The sequence below is a fragment of the Priestia sp. AB genome (genome assembly GCF_028369225.1).
GTDB classification, from domain to species: domain Bacteria; phylum Bacillota; class Bacilli; order Bacillales; family Bacillaceae_H; genus Priestia; species Priestia megaterium.
The window spans coordinates 299,624-319,669 of record NZ_JAQMYN010000002.1 but is presented as its reverse complement, the minus strand read 5'-3'; the positions used below and the strand labels follow the sequence as shown (position 1 = coordinate 319,669).

The window sequence follows — 20,046 nt, the reverse complement described above, 5'->3', positions numbered from 1 at the left end:
AGGGACAGGCAGGGAAACGTGATTTTCTTGCCTGCTATTTTAATGCCCCAGATGTCATTCCTGAAATGAAATGCTTTTGCAAAAACACGTACGCAATCAATAATGGGATAGAAGAAAGAACGACTGCTGAAAACAGCATAGGGTAATTAGTCAGAAATTCCCCTTGAAAGTCCAATAGTGCAATAGGCAGCGTTTTTACTTCTTTAGATTTTAACAATAGCAAAGGGAATAACAGATCATTCCACACAATCACAAACGAAAAAATTCCTACTGTAGCCATTGATGGTATTGAGAGTCGAAGAGCGATTTTTGAATATATTTTCCACTCTGACGCTCCGTCCATGCGAGCAGCTTCGAATAGTTCCCTTGGCAAAGTTTTCATAAACCCCGTGATAATAAACACACCGATGGGAAGCAAAAAACTTATGGAGACGATAATGACGCCTGTTAGCGTATTGACGAGTCCAAGCTTATTCATCAGCAAAAAGACAGGAATCATATTGACTTGAGTAGGGACAATCATTCCGCAAACAAAAAAGCCGTATACAATCCAGCCAAGCTTTTGAGGTAGCTGAATAATAGCATAAGCAATCATGCTTGAAAACCATAGAATAAAAAACGTGCTAAAGACGGTAACAATCACGCTGTTTTTAATATAGCCAAAGATGGGTTCATTGACGAGCAGCTGTTTATAATTTTCAATATTCCAGCTTGCTGGTAATCCGATTGGGTTGCTGTAAAGTTCAGGCGTTGTTTTAAAGGTTGTTAATAAAACCAAGCTTAAGGGCAACAGAATGATCAAACCGTATATCCCTAAAATCAGTTGTCTGAATGGGTTTTGTTTCATAAAAGAATCTCCTTTTACATTTTGGTCAAGCGAAGTACGCGAAATTGAAGAAACGTTAAAAGAGCAATTACAATCATAAATACAACTGAAATAGCAGAGGCATAGCCGAAACGAAAATTAATAAAAGCTTCGTGATAAAGAAGTGTCGAAAGAATTTCAGTTGAGTTGGAGGGACCTCCATTTGTCATTGCAATGATTAAATCAAATGCTTTAAAGCTTTGTATGGTCGTATAAGCTACAACCATTGTCGTAGCTGGAGCTAAAAGAGGCCACGTAATGCGCTTGAATTTTTGCCATCGTGTTGCTCCATCAATACTAGCAGCTTCATATAACTCACTGGGAATAGCTTGAATTCCAGCTACAAAAATAATAAGCATTTGACCAGTATGTGCCCAAAATTGTACAAAAGCCAAGCTGTAAATTGCGATATGTCTATTTCCAATCCAAGACTGGGTCCAATGCTCAAGGCCTATTTTACTTAAAAATAGGTTAACTCCTCCAATGTTGGGGTCATACATAAAGTTCCACGTGAAGGCAATCGACACGGACGAAATAATCGTCGGTACAAAAAAGAGTGAGCGATAAAATGTATTCCATGCAGAATTTTTATAAAGTAAAAGTGCAAATCCCAAGCTCAATAACGTTTGAAAGATCAGCACGCCAATTGTGAACTTTAAGTTGTTTGTAAGAGACTGTGTAAAAATAGCATCGTTTGTTAAAATTTCTTTGAAGTTTTGAAACCCTACAAATGAGAACTGAGAAGACAATCCATTCCAATCAGTTGTGCTTAAAAATAAAGCAGAAAGCGTTGGCAATGCAAAGAAAACAGTATATATGATAAAGCCGGGAAGTAAAAACAACCATAGATGTCGGCTTTTAGAGATACTTTTAAATGAAAAGAGAGGAAAAGAGAACGAAGGGGTTCTCTTTTCTTCTTCTTGAATAGACGTATTAGTTTTTAGCGACACGTTCTACCTCTCCTTGTGCTTTTTCAGCAGCTTTTTTCGCTGACATACCGGATAGTACGTCCTGTACAGATGTTTCAACAGCTTTTGATACGCGCTCATTTAAAATTGTAAATCGAGGTTGGAAGACCGTTTTTTTGTCTTTCCATTTTGCGCTTTCTTTGAGTTCAGGTGAATTATATTTCACGTCTTTGACCGTTAATAACTGGCCAGTAGCATTCGCATACTCAGAAGAAATCTTTGGATCTGCAAGGAAAGTTAAAAATTTCTTAGCAGCTTCTTTGTGTTTTGATTTTTCAGCAACACCTAATAAGAATGTCGTGGTATGAACACCTTCGTATTTTGCTTTATCTTGATCCACTGTAATCGGTGCAAGCAAACCTTGATCAATCTGCGGATTTTGCTGTTTGACTGTAGCCATCATATAAGAACCTTGAGCAAGCATTGCGCCTTTTTCCTGAGCAAAAAGTGCTGCAGCACTTTCTTTTTTCGTACCAAGAGCATCTTTTTGGAAGTAACCTTTGTCATTTAAATCTTTAATTTGGGATAGGGTTTTGATAAACCATTCATCAGTTAGCTTGCGCTTGCCCGTTTCTACTTCGTGAAGGGCGTTGTTTGTAGGTTCGTTATTCATAATCATTGGATTAATAAATTGAGAAGGACTTACGTCTCCTGAAAATAAAATCGGCGTGTATCCATTTTTCTTTAATGTTTCAGATGTTTTTAAAAAGCTATTCCAATCTTTAGGAACATCTAAATTTAATTTTTCAAAAATGCCTTTGTTATAGACAGGGATGTTATAGACTAGCTGATAAGGAAGAGCATATTGCGTATTATCCGCTTTACCCGCTTGGATTAGCTTTTCGTCAAATTTGCTGAGTAAGTTTTGGTCGTCCAACTTTGCAAAACCGTTTGCTTTGCGAATCGTTTCAAATTGACTTCCTGGAAAACTAGCAAATACATCGATACCTTCTCCAGATAGTAGAGATCCTTGAATTTGTGATTGATAGGAATCAGAAGGAAAGACGGTCATTTCTACATGAATATTTGGATTTTTCTTTTCAAATTGCTCAATGATAGAATCAAAAGCTTTCGAATCTTCTCCTCGCCAATGCGTAAAGTTAATGGTTACTTTTTTAGAAGAGTCGCTGCTGTCGCCGCTTGTTGAACTGTTTTTGCCGCAGCCCGTGATGATCACGGTGAGCATTGCTAACAGAATTAATAATTTTTTCATTTTAGTTCCCCCACTTATAGAATTCATTTTAGATAGTTATTGGTCAATTTTGATACGGTTGGTAGATGCCTGGTCAAAGAAATGAGCATGATTCATTTGAAAATGAAATGGAAAGTGCTGATAAACTTGAATATGTTCATCCCCAGGGATTTTAGCCACAAAGAGCTGGTCTCCTAAACTACTGTATAGCATGTACTCTGCTCCTAATAACTCAGACACATCTACCGGTAATGAAATATGAGGAGCATCAGAAGAGACCCGCGTAATATGCTCAGGTCGAATTCCTATAGTAACGAACTGATTGTTGTAGCCTTTTTCATGTAACGAATGCATTTGATTTTCTGTCAGTTGAAACTCATGTTCACTGATGTGCAGTTTGTTGTTCACTACTTTTCCTGTGAAAAAGTTCATTCCCGGTGATCCTATAAAACTAGCTACAAACGTATTCTCTGGAGCATTATATATTTGCATAGGTGAACCTATTTGCTGAATTTTTCCGTCTTTCATAACTACAATTCTGCTTGCCATCGTCATCGCTTCTGTTTGATCGTGGGTTACATAAATAATGGTCGTCTGCAGCCTCTGATGAAGCTTACTAATTTCAGCTCGCATTTGTACGCGAAGCTTGGCATCAAGGTTAGATAAAGGCTCATCCATTAAAAAAATTTGGGCATTCCGTACAATGGCTCTTCCTAAAGCCACCCGCTGACGCTGCCCCCCTGATAACGATTTTGGCTTGCGTTTTAAATAGGGTTCTAAGTCCAAAATACGAGCCGCTTCTCGAACGCGCTCATCAATTTCTTGTTTTGGGACTTTGCGGAGCTGCAAGCCAAATGCCATGTTGTCGTAAACTGTTAAATGAGGGTAAAGCGCGTAGTTTTGAAACACCATTGCAATATCTCGGTCTTTAGAAGGTAAATCGTTTGCACGATCTCCATTAATAAGCAATTCTCCTTCTGTTATCGATTCAAGGCCGGCGATCATTCGAAGGGTAGTGGATTTGCCGCACCCTGAAGGTCCTACAAATACAATAAATTCTTTGTCTTGAATATGAAGATTGAAATTATCAACTGCAAGACTATCTTTTCGGTATTTTTTATACACATGCTGTAACTGCAGTTCTGCCATTTTTTCTCCTTTCAGCAGGCTTTTAAGAAAATAAAAGCCTCTAATTGCACAGACGGATTGTACGTGTATCTGGCAATTAGAGGCTATCGGTTGACCGGTAAGCCTGTATTATGTAGTTTTGAGTGATTGAATCTGTAAGTAATTTTAAAATATATTATTCCTATATGTCAAGTGAGAATTAAGATATTTTAATAAGTTCGATTATTTTCTTAAATGAAAGAAGCCACTTATTAAGCTAGAGATGCTGGTTTTGAGAATAAAATAAACAGCTGGTGTATAGAATGATAGTATTCACTTTTATAGTAAGCACTACAGAGAGAGGATGTTTATAAATGGATAGAAACACGGAGTTCACTATGATTCGTCAAGCGTTGGAAAACAGCTATCATTTAATGCAGCAGGGAATAGAAGTAAGCGGACAAACGCTTACTCAGCTGGAACAAGCAAAAGCCGAGTATGAAGCGGCCTTTTTATTGTCTCAGTCCACGGACTCAAAATTCCGCTGTAATTAATTTTTAATAGCACTTATTCCGTTTGTGCTCTATACACTCAGCTTTTATACAAAAAGGTTCTGTCCTTACAGGCAGAACTTTTTTATGTTCTGCTCTTTTTATTGACATTTTAGATAAAGTAGTCAATAATTAAGTTTTGCTTACATGAGAAATTTACTAGATAAAAAGAAGTGAAGCTAATTTTTATTGATAGATATTTACATAAATAAAGGAGTCAGTATCGATGATGAGAGAGCGGTTGCCTTTTACAATTGAGCGGGATGAAAACTTTTTTGACAAATTAAATGAATGGATAGGTGATGTTTTTTATGATCATCTTCCAGACGCGGGGTTAGAACTTCGGGATGAACAAATTTTTATGGCTTTTCAAATCGAACGAGCTTTTAAAGAAAAAAATGTAATATTTGCAGAAGCAGGTGTAGGAACAGGGAAAACTATTGTGTATTTACTGTACGCTATTTGTTATGCAAGGTATATTGGCAAGCCAGCTATTATTGCCTGTGCGGATGAAACATTAATTGAACAGTTAGTAAAAGCCGAAGGAGACATTGCAAAGCTCTCTGGTATTTTAGATATTAACATGGATGTTCGCCTAGCAAAATCTCAAGATCAGTATCTGTGTTTAAAGAAATTAGATGCTGTGACAGCACGAACAGATAATGAAAACATTGAAGAAATTTACGATACGCTTCCTGATTTTGTTCATGATCATAGCGGTATGCAGTCGTTCTATCACTACGGAGACCGTAAAGAATATCCTCATTTAACGGATGAGGAATGGAATCAAATTAACTGGGATACGTTTCAAGACTGCTCTTCCTGTGAGCAGCGTCATAGATGCGGCTTAACGCTTTCACGTGAGCACTATAGAAAAGCACATGACTTAATTATTTGCTCTCACGATTTTTACATGGAGCACATTTGGACATATGAAGCCCGCAAGCGTGAAGGACAGCTTCCCCTTCTTCCTGAAAGCAGCTGTGTTGTATTTGATGAAGGTCACCTGCTGGAATTTGCTGCACAAAAGGCTTTAACATATCGCATTCAAGAAGATACGTTAGAAAACTTGTTAACGCGTCTATTAGAAAATGACGTGCGAGAAGAATTTGCTGTGAAGATCGAGCACGCTATCGATGTATATGCAATGTTCTTTGACCGTTTAAGTGAAGCAAGTACAGAAATCGTTGGTTCTAGCCGTAAAGAAGTAGCCCGCACAAACGGATTACAAAGTGTAGGAAAAGAACTTTTATCGCTGCTTGAGCATATCGGAAACGAGCTTGTGTTTGAGAGTGAAACCTATACAGTAGACGAATATACGCTGCGAATTGTAGATGAGTACCTAGATCAAATTGATTATTCGCTGCGCTTATTTATGGACAACGAAAATGCCATCTACTGGGTAGAAGAAAATAACTGGCAGCTGACGTTGGTTATTATGCCGCAAGCAGTAAAAGACGTCTTAAAAGAACGAGTATTTGCGAAGAAAATACCATATATTTTCACTTCTGCGACTCTTTCAGATAACCAATCGTTCGATTATTTAGCATATAGCTTAGGAATTGCAAAGCCGCTTTCTTTTTCTGTTGAATCGCCATTTGATTATGATGAGCAAATGAAAATTGCGGTAAAAAATGTTTCGGATGATCAAGAAGAAGCGTTTGCTGAAAAATTCGCCTTTGCTGTTGCGCAGCTCGAAAAAACGAACGGACGAGCACTTTTACTGTTTAACAGCAAAGAAGAACTAGAGATGTTCAAAGAAGTTTCCAAAGAGTTAAATCAGTACACATTTTTATTTGAAGGCGACCAAGAAATCAGTAAATTAGTATCTCAGTTCCAAAGGGAAGAAGAAACGATTTTATGCGCTGTTCATTTGTGGGAAGGATTGGATATTCCTGGACCTTCGCTATCTAATGTAATTATTTGGTCACTGCCGTATCCACCAAATGATCCGGTCTTTGAAGCAAAGCGCAATCAAGTAGTCGATCCATTCTGGGATGCAGATATGCCGTATATGCTTCTTCGCTTAAAGCAAGGAGTTGGAAGGCTGATTCGCTCTCATAACGATAAGGGTCTAATCACGATCTTTATGCCAAAAAGCACAGATTCAAAAGTGCGTTCAATCATTGAACAAAATGTCCCAACGAAAATAGAAAACGTATAAAAAAGCGCGGTTGTAGCCGCGCTTTTTTATACGTATAATAGATTGAATATTCAGTTATATACACGCCGTTACTATTATGATAAAATAATTTATGGTGAAATAAGGAAAGTAAGGAGGAAAAACAATGAGAGAAGACATACAGAAAATTGAGAAACAGTTTTATGAATACATGAATAAAATCAAAAGTTATCACGAGGCAATCGGAGTGATGTACTGGGATTTGAGGACGGGTGCTCCAAAAAAAGGGGCGGATCAGCGTTCTGAAGTTATTGGCATGATGTCATCAGAAGCGTTCAATCTTTCTGTTTCTGATGAAATGGCAGGTTTTATTGAGAAATTAACGAACCCTGAGTCACAGCCTTACATAAACGATATTACGAAAAAAGCAGTGGAAGAATGTAAAAAAGAATATGATTTAAATAAAAAGATTCCTCCGCATGAATATAAAGAATACGTTACATTAACTTCAAAAGCTGAGTCGGTTTGGGAAGACGCAAAAGAAAAAGCAGATTTTGCTTTATTTCAACCGTACCTCGAAAAAATTGTAGCGTTCAATCAGAAGTTTGTGGAGTATTGGGGGTATGAAGGAAACAAATATAACCGTTTATTAGACCTTTTTGAACCGGGGATGACGGTTGAAATCTTAGACGAGGTATTTGGAAAGCTACGGGAGCATATTGTGCCTCTTGTTCAGCGAATCGCCGGGTCGAATACAAAGCCAAATACGGAATTTTTATTCCGTACTTTCCCAAAAGAAGCGCAAAAGCAATTTAGTCTAGACGTGTTAAAAACGCTTGGCTATGATTTTGAAGCGGGGCGACTTGATGAAACAGTCCATCCTTTTGCTACTGGCTTAAACCCGGGAGATGTGCGCATCACGACTAAGTATGCTGAAAACGATTTCCGAACGGCTATTTTTGGAACGATTCACGAATGCGGCCATGCTTTATATGAGCAAAATATTTCAAAGGATCTTGTCGGTACGGTTCTATGTGAAGGTACTTCAATGGGAATTCATGAATCACAGTCGCTGTTTTTTGAGCAGTTTGTCGGAAAAAATAAAGCATTTTGGCAGCATCATTACCACGTACTAAAAGAGCATGCGCCGGGACAATTTGACGATGTAGATTTAGAAGATTTTTACCGAGGAGTAAATGAGGCGAAACCGTCGCTTATTCGTATTGAAGCAGATGAGTTAACGTATCCTCTTCATATTATGATTCGCTATGAGATTGAAAAGGGATTAATAAACGGAGAATATAAAGTTGCAGATTTACCGGAAATTTGGAATGAGAAATACGAAGAATATTTAGGAGTTCGTCCAGGTCACGATGGAGAAGGCGTGCTTCAGGACGTACACTGGGCCGGAGGAAGCTTTGGGTATTTCCCTTCCTACGCTCTTGGCTATATGTACGCAGCGCAGTTTAAGCATACCATGTTAAAAGACTTGCCCAATTATGATGAACTCCTCGAAAAAGGAGAAATTTCGCCGATTACAAATTGGCTAACAGAACATATTCATCAGTACGGAAAAATGAAAAAGCCTCTTGAAATTTTAAACGATGTAACGGGAGAAGGCTTAAATGTAGATTATTTAATTCAGTATCTAGAAAAGAAATATGGAGAAATTTATCACGTATAAAAAGCGCTATAACCGAATATTATGTTTTGTATCACAAGTAAATGTTCGAAAATATCGTTTTTAGATATTTTCAAATAAAAGATTTGCTGATATAATACAATTAACTCAATAACGCACTCATATAATGACGAGAATAAGGCTCGTAAGTATCTACCAAACTACCGTAAATAGTTTGACTATGGGTGAGCGATGAAGTTTGTTTTTCACTTTTGTGCGTAAAAGCTCAAAGACATTGCTCTACTCATATACGAGTGCAGCTATGTTTTTGAGCTTTTTTAATACAAACGTTGGAGGAACGAACTATGAAAGCTTTGCAAAACAAAATTTTAACAGATGGTATCGTATTATCAGACACGGTTTTAAAAGTAGACACATTTTTAAACCACCAAATGGATCCTGTATTAATGAAAGAAATTGGAGAAGAATTCGCTTCGCGTTTTGAAGATGCAGGAATTACGAAGATTTTAACGATTGAATCATCTGGAATTGCTCCAGCGATTATGACCGCATTGAAGCTAAACGTTGAGATGGTGTTTGCTAGAAAAAGAAAATCTTTAACACTTCAAGACGGACTCATTACATCAAAAGTATATTCATTTACAAAAAAAGAAGAAAATGAAATTTCAGTTGCTGATAAATTTATTCAAGAAGATGACGTGATTTTAATTATTGATGACTTTTTAGCAAACGGTCAAGCTGCATTCGGCTTGATGGATATCGTGCAAAAAGCAGGTGCTAAAGTAGGCGGCATTGGTATTGTTATTGAAAAAGCGTTTCAAGATGGAGGAAAACAAATTCGTCAATCAGGCGTTAAAGTAGAATCATTAGCACGCATTCAGTCTTTATCAAATGGTAAAGTGACATTTGTTGAAGATAAACCAACAGTGGAGGTTTAATATGAATAAAGGAAAAGTCTTTTCACTTGGTTTACAGCATGTTTTAGCTATGTACGGAGGTGCGATTGTTGTTCCGCTTATTGTTGGAGGAGCCATTGGCTTGACTCAGCAGCAGCTTACGTATTTAGTGGCGATTGACTTATTTATGTGCGGTGTGGCAACGCTACTGCAAGTATGGAAAAATCGTTTTTTTGGAATTGGTCTTCCAGTTGTATTAGGGTGTACGTTTACTGCCGTAGGACCTATGATTTCAATTGGAGGTTCTTACGGCGTTTCATCCATCTATGGTTCTATTATCGTGGCTGGTTTACTCATCGTCCTTCTTTCTGCTTTTTTAGGTAAATTGGTTAAGTTTTTCCCTCCTTTAGTTACAGGTTCGGTTGTAACGATTATTGGAATTACGTTAATTCCCGTAGCGATTAAAGATTTAGCCGGAGGAGAAGGAAGTAAAGATTTTGGCAGCTTGAGCAATTTAGGTTTAGGTTTTGGCGTTTTGTTATTAATTATTGTTCTGTATCGATTTACAAAAGGATTTATGCGCTCCGTCTCTGTGTTATTAGGATTAGTTGTTGGAACAATTGCAGCGTCTTTTATGGGAAAAGTCGATTTTTCCGGCGTAAAAGAAGAAGCGTGGGTTCATATGCCACATGTGCTGTACTTTGGGATGCCAACTTTTAATATTATGGCCATTCTGACAATGTTCCTTGTTTTACTTGTTGGCATTGTCGAGTCAACAGGCGTTTATTTTGCTGTTAGTGATATTTGTAAAAAAGAAGTGGATGAAAAAGATTTGTCTAAAGGCTATCGTGCAGAAGGATTGGCCATTTTATTAGGCGGATTTTTTAACGCATTTCCTTATACAGCGTATTCTCAAAATGTAGGACTTTTACAGTTGTCAGGTGTTCGCACAAGAAATGTTGTATTTGCAGCGAGTGGAATTTTAATCGTTTTGGGTTTTCTACCTAAAATCGCAGCCGTGACGACAGTTATCCCGAGCTCTGTACTTGGAGGAGCAATGGTAGCTATGTTTGGAATGGTAATCTCTTCAGGTATTAAAATCCTTAGTCAAGTTGATTTAGCCAAACAAGAAAATCTTCTTGTGATTGCATGTTCGGTTGGCATGGGTCTAGGGGTGACGGTTGTACCTGAACTCTTCAAAAACTTACCAGAGAGTCTTCAAGTTCTTACTGGAAGCGGTATTGTAATGGGGAGCTTTACAGCAATCTTTTTAAATATTGTCTTTAATATGATGAAATCACCACGTACGCAAGTTGCAGAAACAAAGTTAACAAATGAAGTAGTATCGAAATAAAAAGAGGCTAGAACAAAAGTATTTTAGTGAAGAAGATCCGAACGATTAATCGTTCGGATCTTTTCATTGTCATGGTGCAACAAGCGATCCATAGTAGATCATTCATCCAATTTGTTCGTCTTTCCTATTAAGACCGTGTTTTGAAAAACAGTGTATAAAGCATTTTCCCCACGTCAGGGTTTTTTGCCACTAATGAAATTTCTCTTTTGAATTTGAAGTCTGTAATGGGTAACGCTTTAATGTTTGAGCTTTGTAAATGGCGCATAAAAATTTCAGGGAGAATTGAAATACCTAAATTAGCTGAAATAAATCCCATAATACTTTGCGCAAATTCAATTTCATTGGAAATGGGGATTTTTAAGTTATGACGCTTGTACGCTTTTTCTACTAGTGTCCGAACATCGCACCCTGGGGGGAGAACTACAATGGGTTCTTCTTTGAAATCTTCAAATAATACGCTTTCTTTTTCGGCTAACGGGTGCTGATCATTCACAAATAAATAAAAGTTTTCTTTAAACAATAGTTTTGACCAGTAAGTATGTTGAACCTCTCGATCATCAAATAAAGCCCCGTCAATTTTATTGCTTTCTAACTGCTCTAACAAATTATAATAGTGATGCGAGGTTTTTATATCAATATGGCGATTGTGGTCTTTAGCAGAAGCCAGTTGATAAGGTAAGTAAAAAGCAGCCATACTTTGCCACGTTCCGATAGTTAAATCACAAGCTTCTTGCGTAGACACTAATTTTTTTTGAAGAGCATGAACACTTGAAAGTATGGATTCACCTTCTTGTAAAAGAATTTCACCCGCTGAGGTTAATTCTACTCCTGTAGCGGAGCGAATAAATAATGTTACTCCTAAATCTTCTTCTAGTTTTCTCATTTGCTTACTAAGTGCAGACTGCGTCATATGCAGCTGTTCGCTTGCTTTGCTTAAGCTTTTTGTTTTGGCTGTTTCAATAAAAGACTCAAGCCATTCTGTTTTCATATTTATCACCTATAACCTTTTGTTATACCCATAGTATAGAAGGGAAGTTCTCATAAATCAACGAAGATGCTAGTGTATATAGTGTAGTTAACACAGCACAAAGAAATTCACACAACTGGGAGGATGAACGATGTATCCAAACAAACTTTATATTAACGGTGAATGGACAACAACAGAAGAGAAAATTGATGTGATTAATCCAGCAACAAAAGAAGTAATAGGACAAATTCCAAAGGCAGGCGCAAAGGAAGCAGCACTTGCCGCTGATGCAGCGGCTGCAGCTTTTAAAACATGGTCGAAAAGAACCGCTCAAGAGCGCAGTGCTATTTTAATGAGATGGCATCAACTAATTGAAAATCATAAAGATGAACTAGCAGAAATTATGACAACGGAACAAGGCAAACCATTGGCAGAAGCAAAAGGTGAAGTGCAGTATGGCAATGATTATATTGCTTGGTTTGCTGAAGAAGGAAAGCGTGTATACGGTGAAACGATTCCAGCTCATCATACGCATAAACGCATTACGGTTAAAAAACAGCCTGTCGGCGTTGTAGCAGCTATTACACCATGGAACTTCCCTGCAGCAATGATTACGCGTAAAGTGGCCCCAGCTCTTGCAGCAGGATGTACAATTGTTCTAAAACCATCTGAAGAAACACCATTTACAGCATATCGTTTAGTAGAGCTCGCAGAAGAAGCGGGAGTTCCAAAAGGTGTGATCAATGTTGTTACGGGAGATGCAGCAGCTATTGGTGACACATGGCAAAAAGACGGACGCATTCGCAAATTAACATTTACTGGTTCAACAGTGGTTGGTAAACATTTAATGCGCGGTGCTGCGGATACTGTGAAAAAATTATCGCTGGAATTAGGCGGTCACGCACCGTTTATCGTAACAGAAAATGCAGATTTAGACGCTGCTGTAAACGGCGTAATTGCTTCTAAGTTTGTCAACGCAGGTCAAACGTGCATCTGCACAAACCGCGTATATGTACAAGAATCCATTGCAGATGCTTTTGTTGAAAAATTTGCAGCAAAAGCAGCGCAATTAACAGTAGGAAATGGATTAGAAGAAGGTACACAAGTTGGACCGTTAATTAACGACAAAGCGGTTGAGAAAGTAAAAGCACAAATTGCAGATGCAAAAAGTAAAGGAGCTAAAGTTGTGGTTGGCGGACAAGCTATAACAACTAAAAACGGTTTCTTTATGGAGCCGACAATTATTACAAATGTAACTGATGACATGAATTGCATGTTTGAAGAAACGTTTGGACCATTGGCACCTGTAGCAACATTCAAAACAGTAGAAGAAGCTGTAGAACGAGCAAACAATAGCCCTTATGGTTTAGCCGCTTACGTATTTACAGAAAACATTAAAGAAGCAACGTTTGTATCTGAAGAGTTAGAATACGGCATTGTAGGAGTAAATGATGGCTCTCCGTCTGCAGCTCAAGCGCCATTCGGCGGCTTTAAAGAAAGTGGTCTTGGACGCGAAGGAAGTCATTACGGCATTGACGATTATTTAGAAGTAAAATATATCTCAATGGGACTTTAATCAAAAGTAGAGGGACAAAAATATTTTAGTCGAAGTGAAACACGAACTAGCAACTAATAATCAAAATTATTGGTTGTTAGTTCGTATTTTTCTGTTGTGAAGATGGACGTAGCTTTCATGTGTTTCGTTGTGTCTCAGCCTCTTTTTTATGCACTTTTGTAAAGAAAATTTGGAATAATAGTTCTTTAACGCAATTAATTGCATTTCTAGGATGTCTGTGCAAGAATAAGTATTTCAAAAATGGTTTAGCTTTGTTTAAAGCGTGGGTAATACAACAAATGCACATGATTGCTTGTTAGATGAAATAAAAAGCAGAACTTTACCACTGATAAATTACCCACGCTAGAACCAAAATAGTAGTACTGCATGGTGAAAAATATAGGAGTTGATATAGATGATTACAGCAGAGAAAAACATAGTGAAATTTAAAGCAAAAGACGGACGTGAAGTCACTATTCGCCCTGCACAGGCAAGCGATGCAGAGCATATTACAACAGCGGTAAGAGAAATTATTGAAGCCGGGGAATTTATTCAAAAAGATGAGCCGCGCACAGTCCAAGAAGAGCAAGATTTTATTGCATCAGTAGAAAAGAACAATCACATGTACGTTGTAGCTGAAGTCGAAGGTGAAGTACTTGGAATTGCACGTGTTCTTAGAGGCGAAATTAAAATGAAGCGCCACACGGGGCTCTTCCGTACATGGCTTATTTCAAAAGCACAGGGAATGGGAATAGGAAAACAATTTATGAATTATACGCTAAACTGGTGCAAAGAAAATAATCTTCATAAACTTTCTTTAACTGTGTTTGCTTCGAATAAAGTGGCATACGAATTGTATAGAAAGGTAGGATTTGAACAAGAAGGCGTTATGAAAGAACAAGCTTATTTCAACAATGAATATGTAGATGAAATCTATATGTCCATTTTCTTTTCATAAAAAATAAGCACTTATTTTCGTCAATCCATAAATTGTATCTGTACATTCAGATTATTTGCGCTATAATAAAAGTGCACAACAAACATACACTTCTTCAAAACGTAGACTTTCCTGAGTTACAGGAAAGTTTTTTTATGTTTCGCCTCCATTCCACTAAAAAAGAATTGAATAAATCCCCAGCTATTACAAATGTTAAATGTAACGCAATCAAAGAGGTGAAGTGTATGCCAAAGATTATCTCAGTTGGATTTGGAGTTCCCCCTTATGAATTAACTCAGCAAGACACGCTGCTATTTGCAAAAGAACTTTTTTCCGAATCATTTAAAGATATTAATCGGCTGCTGACCGTTTTTCAAAATGGTCAAATTGAGAAACGTAATTTTGCCAAAGACTTATCTTGGTTTCAAGAAGATCATACATTTGAAGAAAAAAATGATGCTTTTATAGAATCTGCTGTTGAATTAGGTACAAAAGCGATTGAAGACTGCTTAACAAATAAGAACTATGTAAGTACTCCTTTGCCGTGTGGAGAAATTGAGGCTGTTTTTTATGTTTCAACAAGCGGTTTAGCTACGCCTAGCATTGAAGCGCGAATTATGAATAAGCTTGCGTTCTCAGACCATACAAAAAGAATTCCTATTTGGGGATTAGGGTGTGCTGGAGGAGCGTCTGGGCTTTCAAGAGCTTATGAGTATTGCAAAGCCTTTCCGCGTGCCAAAGTCCTTGTTTTATCCATTGAGCTTTGCAGTTTAACTTTTCAGCGAAATGATCGTTCAAAAAGCAACTTAATTGGTACGTCTTTATTTGCAGATGGAGTAGCGGCTGCTTTAGTCGCAGGTGACGAAGCTGATACCACTTTTGCCCTTGCAAAAAGCTATCCTAACATTTTACATACACAATCGACGCTCATGCCCAATTCAGAAGATGTAATGGGGTGGGAGATTAAAAATGATGGACTATTTGTTGTCTTTTCAAAAGATATTCCCACGATTATCGATTCGTGGTTAGGCGGAGAAGTTGAGTCATTTTTACAAACTCAGCATTTGACCAGTCGCGATTTGAAGCATTTTGTTGCTCATCCTGGAGGGAAAAAAGTGCTTGAAGCATATGTATCAACGCTGTCGTTAAACGAAAATATGATTGCTGATTCCCTAGATGTACTTAAAAACCATGGAAACATGTCTTCGGCAACCGTTTTGTATGTGCTAGACCGCTTTATGAAGAAAGAAATTTCAAGTAAAGAATACGGTTTATTAACAGCTCTTGGCCCTGGATTTAGTTCTGAAATGCTTCTATTAGAGTGGAGGTAAAGCGATTGTTTTTTTATAGCTTTTTTGTATTTATTATCTTACAGCGTCTATGTGAATTGGTTATTGCCAAAAGAAATGAAGCTTGGATGAAGAAGCAGGGAGCATACGAAGCTGGTCAAAGTCACTACAAATGGATGGTAAGCATGCATGCCGCTTTTTTTGCTGCTCTTTTTACGGAAGTGTACGTGTTAAACGATGGAATGTATCACTTTTCTTTTTTGTTGTTTAGCTTTTTTGTGCTTGTACAACTTGCAAGAATATGGGCTATTTCTTCGTTAGGAAAGTATTGGAATACAAAAATTATCGTTTTGCCTAATGCGAAGGTTGTGCTAAGAGGTCCTTATCGTTTTATGAAGCACCCTAACTATACAGTAGTAGCGGCAGAATTGGTGTTAGTTCCGCTTATGTTTCAGGCATACTGGACGTTAGCTATTTTTTCTGTTTTCAATTTGTGTATATTAGCCGTCAGAATTCCCTTAGAAGAGCAAGCGTTAACGAATGAAACAAATTACGGCGAAGTGATGCAAAACAGGGGACGTTTCTTTCCTGTAAAAAAATCTTAAAACTAATTGAAAATGATTATCTTTCATGATAAGATGAAACAAATGATAAAGATTATCAATTTCATCAAGTAGAAACGGTGGTGGACGTAATGGTTAGTCTTTTTGTGATCGGAGCACTTGCTACATATGTTGGCGTCACAACGTATGTAATGAAAAATATTGAAAAAGCCCAGAAGGCGTAACATACATGCGATGAATAAAAAAAGCTGTCAAATTATTGACAGCTTTTTTTATTGTTTTTGTAACTAAAAATTCAGTTTTTTATGGGAAAACGCATGCGAATCAAGTAAAATAGAGAAAGAATAAGCAGAAATGAAGATGGATAGAGCACATTTAAATACAGTCTTGAATGAGGCAAAAGGGGTAGAGTAATAATGGGTAAAGTGAGTGTGAAACATCAAGAAAATCTCCGATTGGAAGCATCTCTTTTTCATTTACATAAGCAATTTCAAGCAGCTGGAGATGAACAGCAGGCAGCAAAAGCAATACAGCTGTTAAAAAAGTGGGTGAACGGCGAATTTGTTGTAGCATTTTGCGGACATTTTTCGGCTGGAAAATCGAGCATGATTAACGAATTAATGGGGCAAGCAATTTTGCCTGCAAGTCCTATTCCAACAAGCGCAAACTTAGTATCAGTAAAAGCAGGGAATGAGCATGCAACCGTTTATTATCGCAAACAGTCGCCGGTGCGTTATGAAGCACCTTATGAGTATGAGCAAATTAAGCAGTTTGCTGTGGATGGAGATGAAGTAGAGTCCATTCATTTATCGATAGATACAGATGCTATTCCTAAAAATGTTGTGGTGATGGACACACCAGGAATTGATTCAACAGATGATGCACATCGTGTATCGACCGAGTCAGCTCTTCACTTAGCGGACGTTATTTTCTACGTGATGGATTATAATCATGTGCAGGCAGAATTAAATCTTCAATTTGCAAAACAGTTGCAAGAAGCTAATAAAACGCTTTATTTAATTGTAAATCAAATCGATAAACACCAAGAAGATCAGCTAACATTCCAAGCATTTAAAGAATCTGTAGGAACGTCATTTTTAAAGTGGAATGTGAGACCAGAAGGAATCTTCTATACGTCGTTAAAAGAGCCAACCAACCGTCATAATGACCTTTCGTACGTAAAATCTCTATTACTTGCTATGATGACGGAAAAAGAAAACCGGCATCAGCATATTCAACATGCGATGCAAATGTTAATTGACGATCACCTTGCCTTTATTGAAGACCAAGAAGAAGAAAAGTTAACGATTCATGACGAGCTGCGCCGTAAGCTGACGCTTGAGAATCAGGAAATGAATAAGCATCAAAAAGAGCAGCTTCTCGAAAAAGAAGCGGAAATAAGGCGTGCTGAAAAGCAGCTAGCAGAAACGTACCAACAAGAAACAGGTAAGATACTAAGCAACGCCAATTTAACACCATATGAAATGAGAGAAAAAGCTAGGCTGTTTTTAGAAACGACAAAGCCTGATTTTAAAGTAGGTCTTTTATTTGCTAAGAAAAAGACCGAGGAAGTAAAAAAAGAGCGGCTGACGTTATTTTTTGATGATATGAAAGAACGAGCAGCTTCTCAGCTGCAGTGGCACTTGCAGCAATATGTGCAAGAGCTGGTGAAAAATCAAAATCTTACCGATCCGGATCTTATACGCCAGGTTCAGCAGTTTGAAATTCCGTTAGAGCCGCATGATTTAATTGAAACGGTAAAGGCAGGAGCTACGATTAATGGTGATTATGTTTTAACGTACGCAAAAGATGTAGCCGATCATATTAAGAAAAAAGCGACGCGATTATTATACGAGCTTTATGCGCAAATTGAACAGAGCAAAATCGAGCAAGATGAAGTAAAGCGTAAAAAAATTTATCAACACTTGCAGGAATGTGAAGTATTTGAAGAAGCGTATACATCTCTTCAGGAAATGAAATCAAAATTGGCACGTACAAAAGCTTTGCTTCAATCTTTACAGCAAACTGATGACGACCTAACGGCAGAAGATACAAACGAGTTGTCATATATGTTACAAGAAGAATATGAAACGGGCATCATGAAAGCTGAAGAAAAGCAAGAAGCTGTGAGTGAGCAGCAGTTAGTTTCACAGCCTGAGGAAGCTGTGCATGAAACAGGAACGGAAAAGGTTCTTCAAGATGTATCAGCTGTTCTCGAACAGCTCCGTTCATTTGGAAAGTTAGACCGCTTTATTACCAGGCTTCAAGAAAAGCGTAAAAAGCTATCAAATCAAACGTTTACTGTAGCTTTATTCGGAGCATTCAGTGCCGGTAAGTCATCTTTTGCTAATGCGTTGATTGGAGAAAGATTACTTCCAGTATCTCCGAACCCAACAACAGCAACTATCAATAAAATTATGCCTCCAACAGAAAAACGGCCGCATAAAACAGCTGTTGTGCAAATGAAAACAAACGAGCAGATGATCCAAGATTTGAATGGTGCACTTAAGCTGTTTCACCATGAAGTAGAATCAATTGACGAAGCGTTAACAATTATTCCAACTCTGCAGGCAACAGAAGAGCTGCAGCTGCATTTGTCGTTTTTACAGGCAGTAGAAAAAGGCTACGGCGAAGTCAAGCAGCATATCGGTTCAGAAGTAGTGGTGGATACAGAAGGATTTCATGATTATGTAGCTAAAGAAGAAAAAGCGTGTTTTGTTCAATTTATTAACCTGTATTATGACTGTGAATTTACTCGCTTAGGCATTACACTCGTTGATACACCCGGAGCTGATTCAATCAATGCGAGACACACTGGAGTAGCGTTTGAGTATATCAAAAATGCAGATGCCATTTTATTTGTAACGTATTATAATCATGCGTTTTCAAAAGCTGACCGCGAATTTCTTATTCAGCTTGGCCGTGTAAAAGATGTATTTGCGCTTGATAAAATGTTTTTCTTAGTAAATGCAGCGGACCTAGCCAGCTCGGATACAGAGCTGCAGTTAGTTCAGACCTATGTAAAAGAACAGCTTGAACAGTATGGTATACGTTTTCCGCGCTTATACCCGGTATCAAGCTTGCAGGCTTTGCAAAACCACGAGGATAAAATGTTTCTGCCATTCAAAAATGCGTTTTACCGCTTCATAAATTATGAATTACCAGAGCTTGCTATCCAAAGTGTCTATGCAGATTTCGAACAAATTTTAGCAGTTTCCAATGAAATGAAACAGGTGCAAACAAAATCAGAAGTGGATAAAAAGCGATACATTCAATCTCTTCACATAAAAAATGAGCAGGTAGCAGCAAAACTGCATGAAATTCATTTTGAATATGAACAACAGCAGTTTGACCGAGAATTAGAAGAGCTCTTATTTTATGTAAAAAAACGTCTGTTTGTAAGGTACGATGACTTCTTTAAAGAAGCCTTCAGTCCGGCAAACTTAAGGGATGATCGAGGTGAAAAGCAAAAGCAGCTGCGCCTTTGTTTGCAGGAGTTGTTAACGTCTATTTCCTTCGACGCAACGCAAGAAGTGCGTGCGACCACTTTGCGAATCGAAAAATACATCGTAAAATTAATCGAAGACTGGCATCGAATGATCATTACAAAGCTACAGCGCTATGAACCGACGTTTACTCCAACGTTGAACTCGTTAGAGCCTCCAAATGGCAGTGAAGTTGTGACAAGTCATCAATTTGATGAGAATGAATCGTATCAAAAAGAGCTTTCACTGTATAAAAACAATAAAAGCTTTTTTGAAAAAAATGAGAAAGTAAAGCTTCACGCTGCTTTACTCGAACGTATTAAGCCGGATATTAATCACTACATTGCGAAAGAAGAAGCCGCTCTTCATTCACACTATACCCATTTAGTGAATCAGTACGTTCTAGCGCATAAACAGTCTGTATCTGAAGAATGGTATGATTATTACAAACAGCTGCAAGCGGCCGTGTCTGAAGAATTTCCAATTCAAGAATTGGTAAGTACAATGACGGTCCTAGAACATGTATTGGAGGAAAGAAAGGGTCATTAATTTT

15 protein-coding genes and 1 riboswitch are annotated in these 20,046 nt (G+C 37.8%); of the genes, 10 read left to right on the top strand and 5 right to left on the bottom strand.

Features of this window, described 5'->3' with window-relative positions; translation table 11 throughout:
• Positions 1 to 34: 34 nt before the first annotated feature.
• From POF52_RS07830 to POF52_RS07815, 4 genes are read right to left on the bottom strand one after another with little or no spacing between them, the layout of a single operon-like run.
• Positions 35 to 847, bottom strand: a complete 813-nt coding sequence (locus POF52_RS07830) for a carbohydrate ABC transporter permease (RefSeq protein WP_271991630.1) — start codon at positions 845 to 847, stop codon at positions 35 to 37.
• A 14-nt stretch (positions 848 to 861) separates the two neighbouring features.
• Positions 862 to 1,815, bottom strand: coding sequence for a carbohydrate ABC transporter permease (locus POF52_RS07825; protein ID WP_176583840.1), 954 nt, complete (start codon positions 1,813 to 1,815; stop codon positions 862 to 864).
• Entirely contained in the window at positions 1,799 to 3,046 is a 1,248-nt protein-coding gene (locus POF52_RS07820; RefSeq protein ID WP_271991627.1) for an ABC transporter substrate-binding protein, read from the bottom strand. Before POF52_RS07820 ends, POF52_RS07825 begins: the two co-directional genes overlap by 17 nt.
• A 36-nt stretch (positions 3,047 to 3,082) precedes the next feature.
• Positions 3,083 to 4,174 carry an ABC transporter ATP-binding protein gene (locus POF52_RS07815; RefSeq protein WP_271991624.1) on the bottom strand — a complete coding sequence of 364 codons (1,092 nt, stop codon included), beginning with the start codon at positions 4,172 to 4,174 and terminating at the stop codon, positions 3,083 to 3,085.
• A gap of 332 nt (positions 4,175 to 4,506) precedes the next feature.
• Between POF52_RS07815 and POF52_RS07810 the strand changes: the two genes are divergently transcribed.
• From POF52_RS07810 to POF52_RS07790, 5 genes are all read left to right on the top strand, one after another.
• On the top strand, positions 4,507 to 4,686 hold the full coding sequence (locus POF52_RS07810; RefSeq protein ID WP_176583837.1) for a hypothetical protein: 180 nt from the start codon (positions 4,507 to 4,509) through the stop codon (positions 4,684 to 4,686).
• A gap of 223 nt (positions 4,687 to 4,909) precedes the next feature.
• Complete coding sequence (locus POF52_RS07805; protein ID WP_013056155.1) at positions 4,910 to 6,847, top strand: ATP-dependent DNA helicase; 1,938 nt, start codon at positions 4,910 to 4,912, stop codon at positions 6,845 to 6,847.
• A 124-nt stretch (positions 6,848 to 6,971) separates the two neighbouring features.
• Positions 6,972 to 8,489, top strand: coding sequence for a carboxypeptidase M32 (locus POF52_RS07800; protein ID WP_271991621.1), 1,518 nt, complete (start codon positions 6,972 to 6,974; stop codon positions 8,487 to 8,489).
• 97 nt (positions 8,490 to 8,586) lie between these two features.
• A riboswitch (purine riboswitch) is annotated at positions 8,587 to 8,688 on the top strand.
• A gap of 103 nt (positions 8,689 to 8,791) precedes the next feature.
• Positions 8,792 to 9,385 (top strand): xanthine phosphoribosyltransferase, encoded by a 594-nt coding sequence (locus tag POF52_RS07795; protein WP_013056157.1) that lies wholly within the window; start codon positions 8,792 to 8,794, stop codon positions 9,383 to 9,385.
• A gap of 1 nt (position 9,386) precedes the next feature.
• Entirely contained in the window at positions 9,387 to 10,697 is a 1,311-nt protein-coding gene (locus tag POF52_RS07790; RefSeq protein WP_013082372.1) for a nucleobase:cation symporter-2 family protein, read from the top strand.
• Between the two features lie 127 nt (positions 10,698 to 10,824).
• Here the strand turns inward: POF52_RS07790 and POF52_RS07785 are convergent, their stop codons facing one another.
• On the bottom strand, positions 10,825 to 11,685 hold the full coding sequence (locus POF52_RS07785; RefSeq protein ID WP_271991613.1) for a LysR family transcriptional regulator: 861 nt from the start codon (positions 11,683 to 11,685) through the stop codon (positions 10,825 to 10,827).
• A 130-nt stretch (positions 11,686 to 11,815) separates the two neighbouring features.
• On the opposite strand from POF52_RS07785, the gene POF52_RS07780 reads away from it, so the two are divergent.
• From POF52_RS07780 to POF52_RS07760, 5 genes are all read left to right on the top strand, one after another.
• On the top strand, positions 11,816 to 13,240 hold the full coding sequence (locus POF52_RS07780; RefSeq protein ID WP_271991610.1) for an NAD-dependent succinate-semialdehyde dehydrogenase: 1,425 nt from the start codon (positions 11,816 to 11,818) through the stop codon (positions 13,238 to 13,240).
• A 394-nt stretch (positions 13,241 to 13,634) separates the two neighbouring features.
• Positions 13,635 to 14,177, top strand: a complete 543-nt coding sequence (locus POF52_RS07775) for a GNAT family N-acetyltransferase (protein WP_016763496.1) — start codon at positions 13,635 to 13,637, stop codon at positions 14,175 to 14,177.
• A gap of 224 nt (positions 14,178 to 14,401) precedes the next feature.
• Entirely contained in the window at positions 14,402 to 15,487 is a 1,086-nt protein-coding gene (locus POF52_RS07770) for a type III polyketide synthase (protein WP_016763497.1), read from the top strand.
• A gap of 5 nt (positions 15,488 to 15,492) precedes the next feature.
• Entirely contained in the window at positions 15,493 to 16,050 is a 558-nt protein-coding gene (locus tag POF52_RS07765) for an isoprenylcysteine carboxyl methyltransferase family protein (protein WP_013082378.1), read from the top strand.
• 374 nt (positions 16,051 to 16,424) lie between these two features.
• Complete coding sequence (locus POF52_RS07760; protein WP_271991603.1) at positions 16,425 to 20,042, top strand: dynamin family protein; 3,618 nt, start codon at positions 16,425 to 16,427, stop codon at positions 20,040 to 20,042.
• Positions 20,043 to 20,046: the final 4 nt, after the last annotated feature.

What these genes read in the sequence shown, in the direction of transcription:
- POF52_RS07820 (WP_271991627.1), bottom strand. Translation starts at nt 3,046, where the DNA reads ATGAAAAAATTATTAATTCTGTTAGCAATGCTCACCGTGATCATCACG.
- POF52_RS07810 (WP_176583837.1), top strand. Translation starts at nt 4,507, where the DNA reads ATGGATAGAAACACGGAGTTCACTATGATTCGTCAAGCGTTGGAAAAC.
- POF52_RS07760 (WP_271991603.1), top strand. Translation starts at nt 16,425, where the DNA reads ATGGGTAAAGTGAGTGTGAAACATCAAGAAAATCTCCGATTGGAAGCA.
- POF52_RS07780 (WP_271991610.1), top strand. Translation starts at nt 11,816, where the DNA reads ATGTATCCAAACAAACTTTATATTAACGGTGAATGGACAACAACAGAA.
- POF52_RS07790 (WP_013082372.1), top strand. Translation starts at nt 9,387, where the DNA reads ATGAATAAAGGAAAAGTCTTTTCACTTGGTTTACAGCATGTTTTAGCT.
- POF52_RS07770 (WP_016763497.1), top strand. Translation starts at nt 14,402, where the DNA reads ATGCCAAAGATTATCTCAGTTGGATTTGGAGTTCCCCCTTATGAATTA.
- POF52_RS07815 (WP_271991624.1), bottom strand. Translation starts at nt 4,174, where the DNA reads ATGGCAGAACTGCAGTTACAGCATGTGTATAAAAAATACCGAAAAGAT.
- POF52_RS07775 (WP_016763496.1), top strand. Translation starts at nt 13,635, where the DNA reads ATGATTACAGCAGAGAAAAACATAGTGAAATTTAAAGCAAAAGACGGA.
- POF52_RS07785 (WP_271991613.1), bottom strand. Translation starts at nt 11,685, where the DNA reads ATGAAAACAGAATGGCTTGAGTCTTTTATTGAAACAGCCAAAACAAAA.
- POF52_RS07805 (WP_013056155.1), top strand. Translation starts at nt 4,910, where the DNA reads ATGATGAGAGAGCGGTTGCCTTTTACAATTGAGCGGGATGAAAACTTT.
- POF52_RS07795 (WP_013056157.1), top strand. Translation starts at nt 8,792, where the DNA reads ATGAAAGCTTTGCAAAACAAAATTTTAACAGATGGTATCGTATTATCA.
- POF52_RS07800 (WP_271991621.1), top strand. Translation starts at nt 6,972, where the DNA reads ATGAGAGAAGACATACAGAAAATTGAGAAACAGTTTTATGAATACATG.
- POF52_RS07830 (WP_271991630.1), bottom strand. Translation starts at nt 847, where the DNA reads ATGAAACAAAACCCATTCAGACAACTGATTTTAGGGATATACGGTTTG.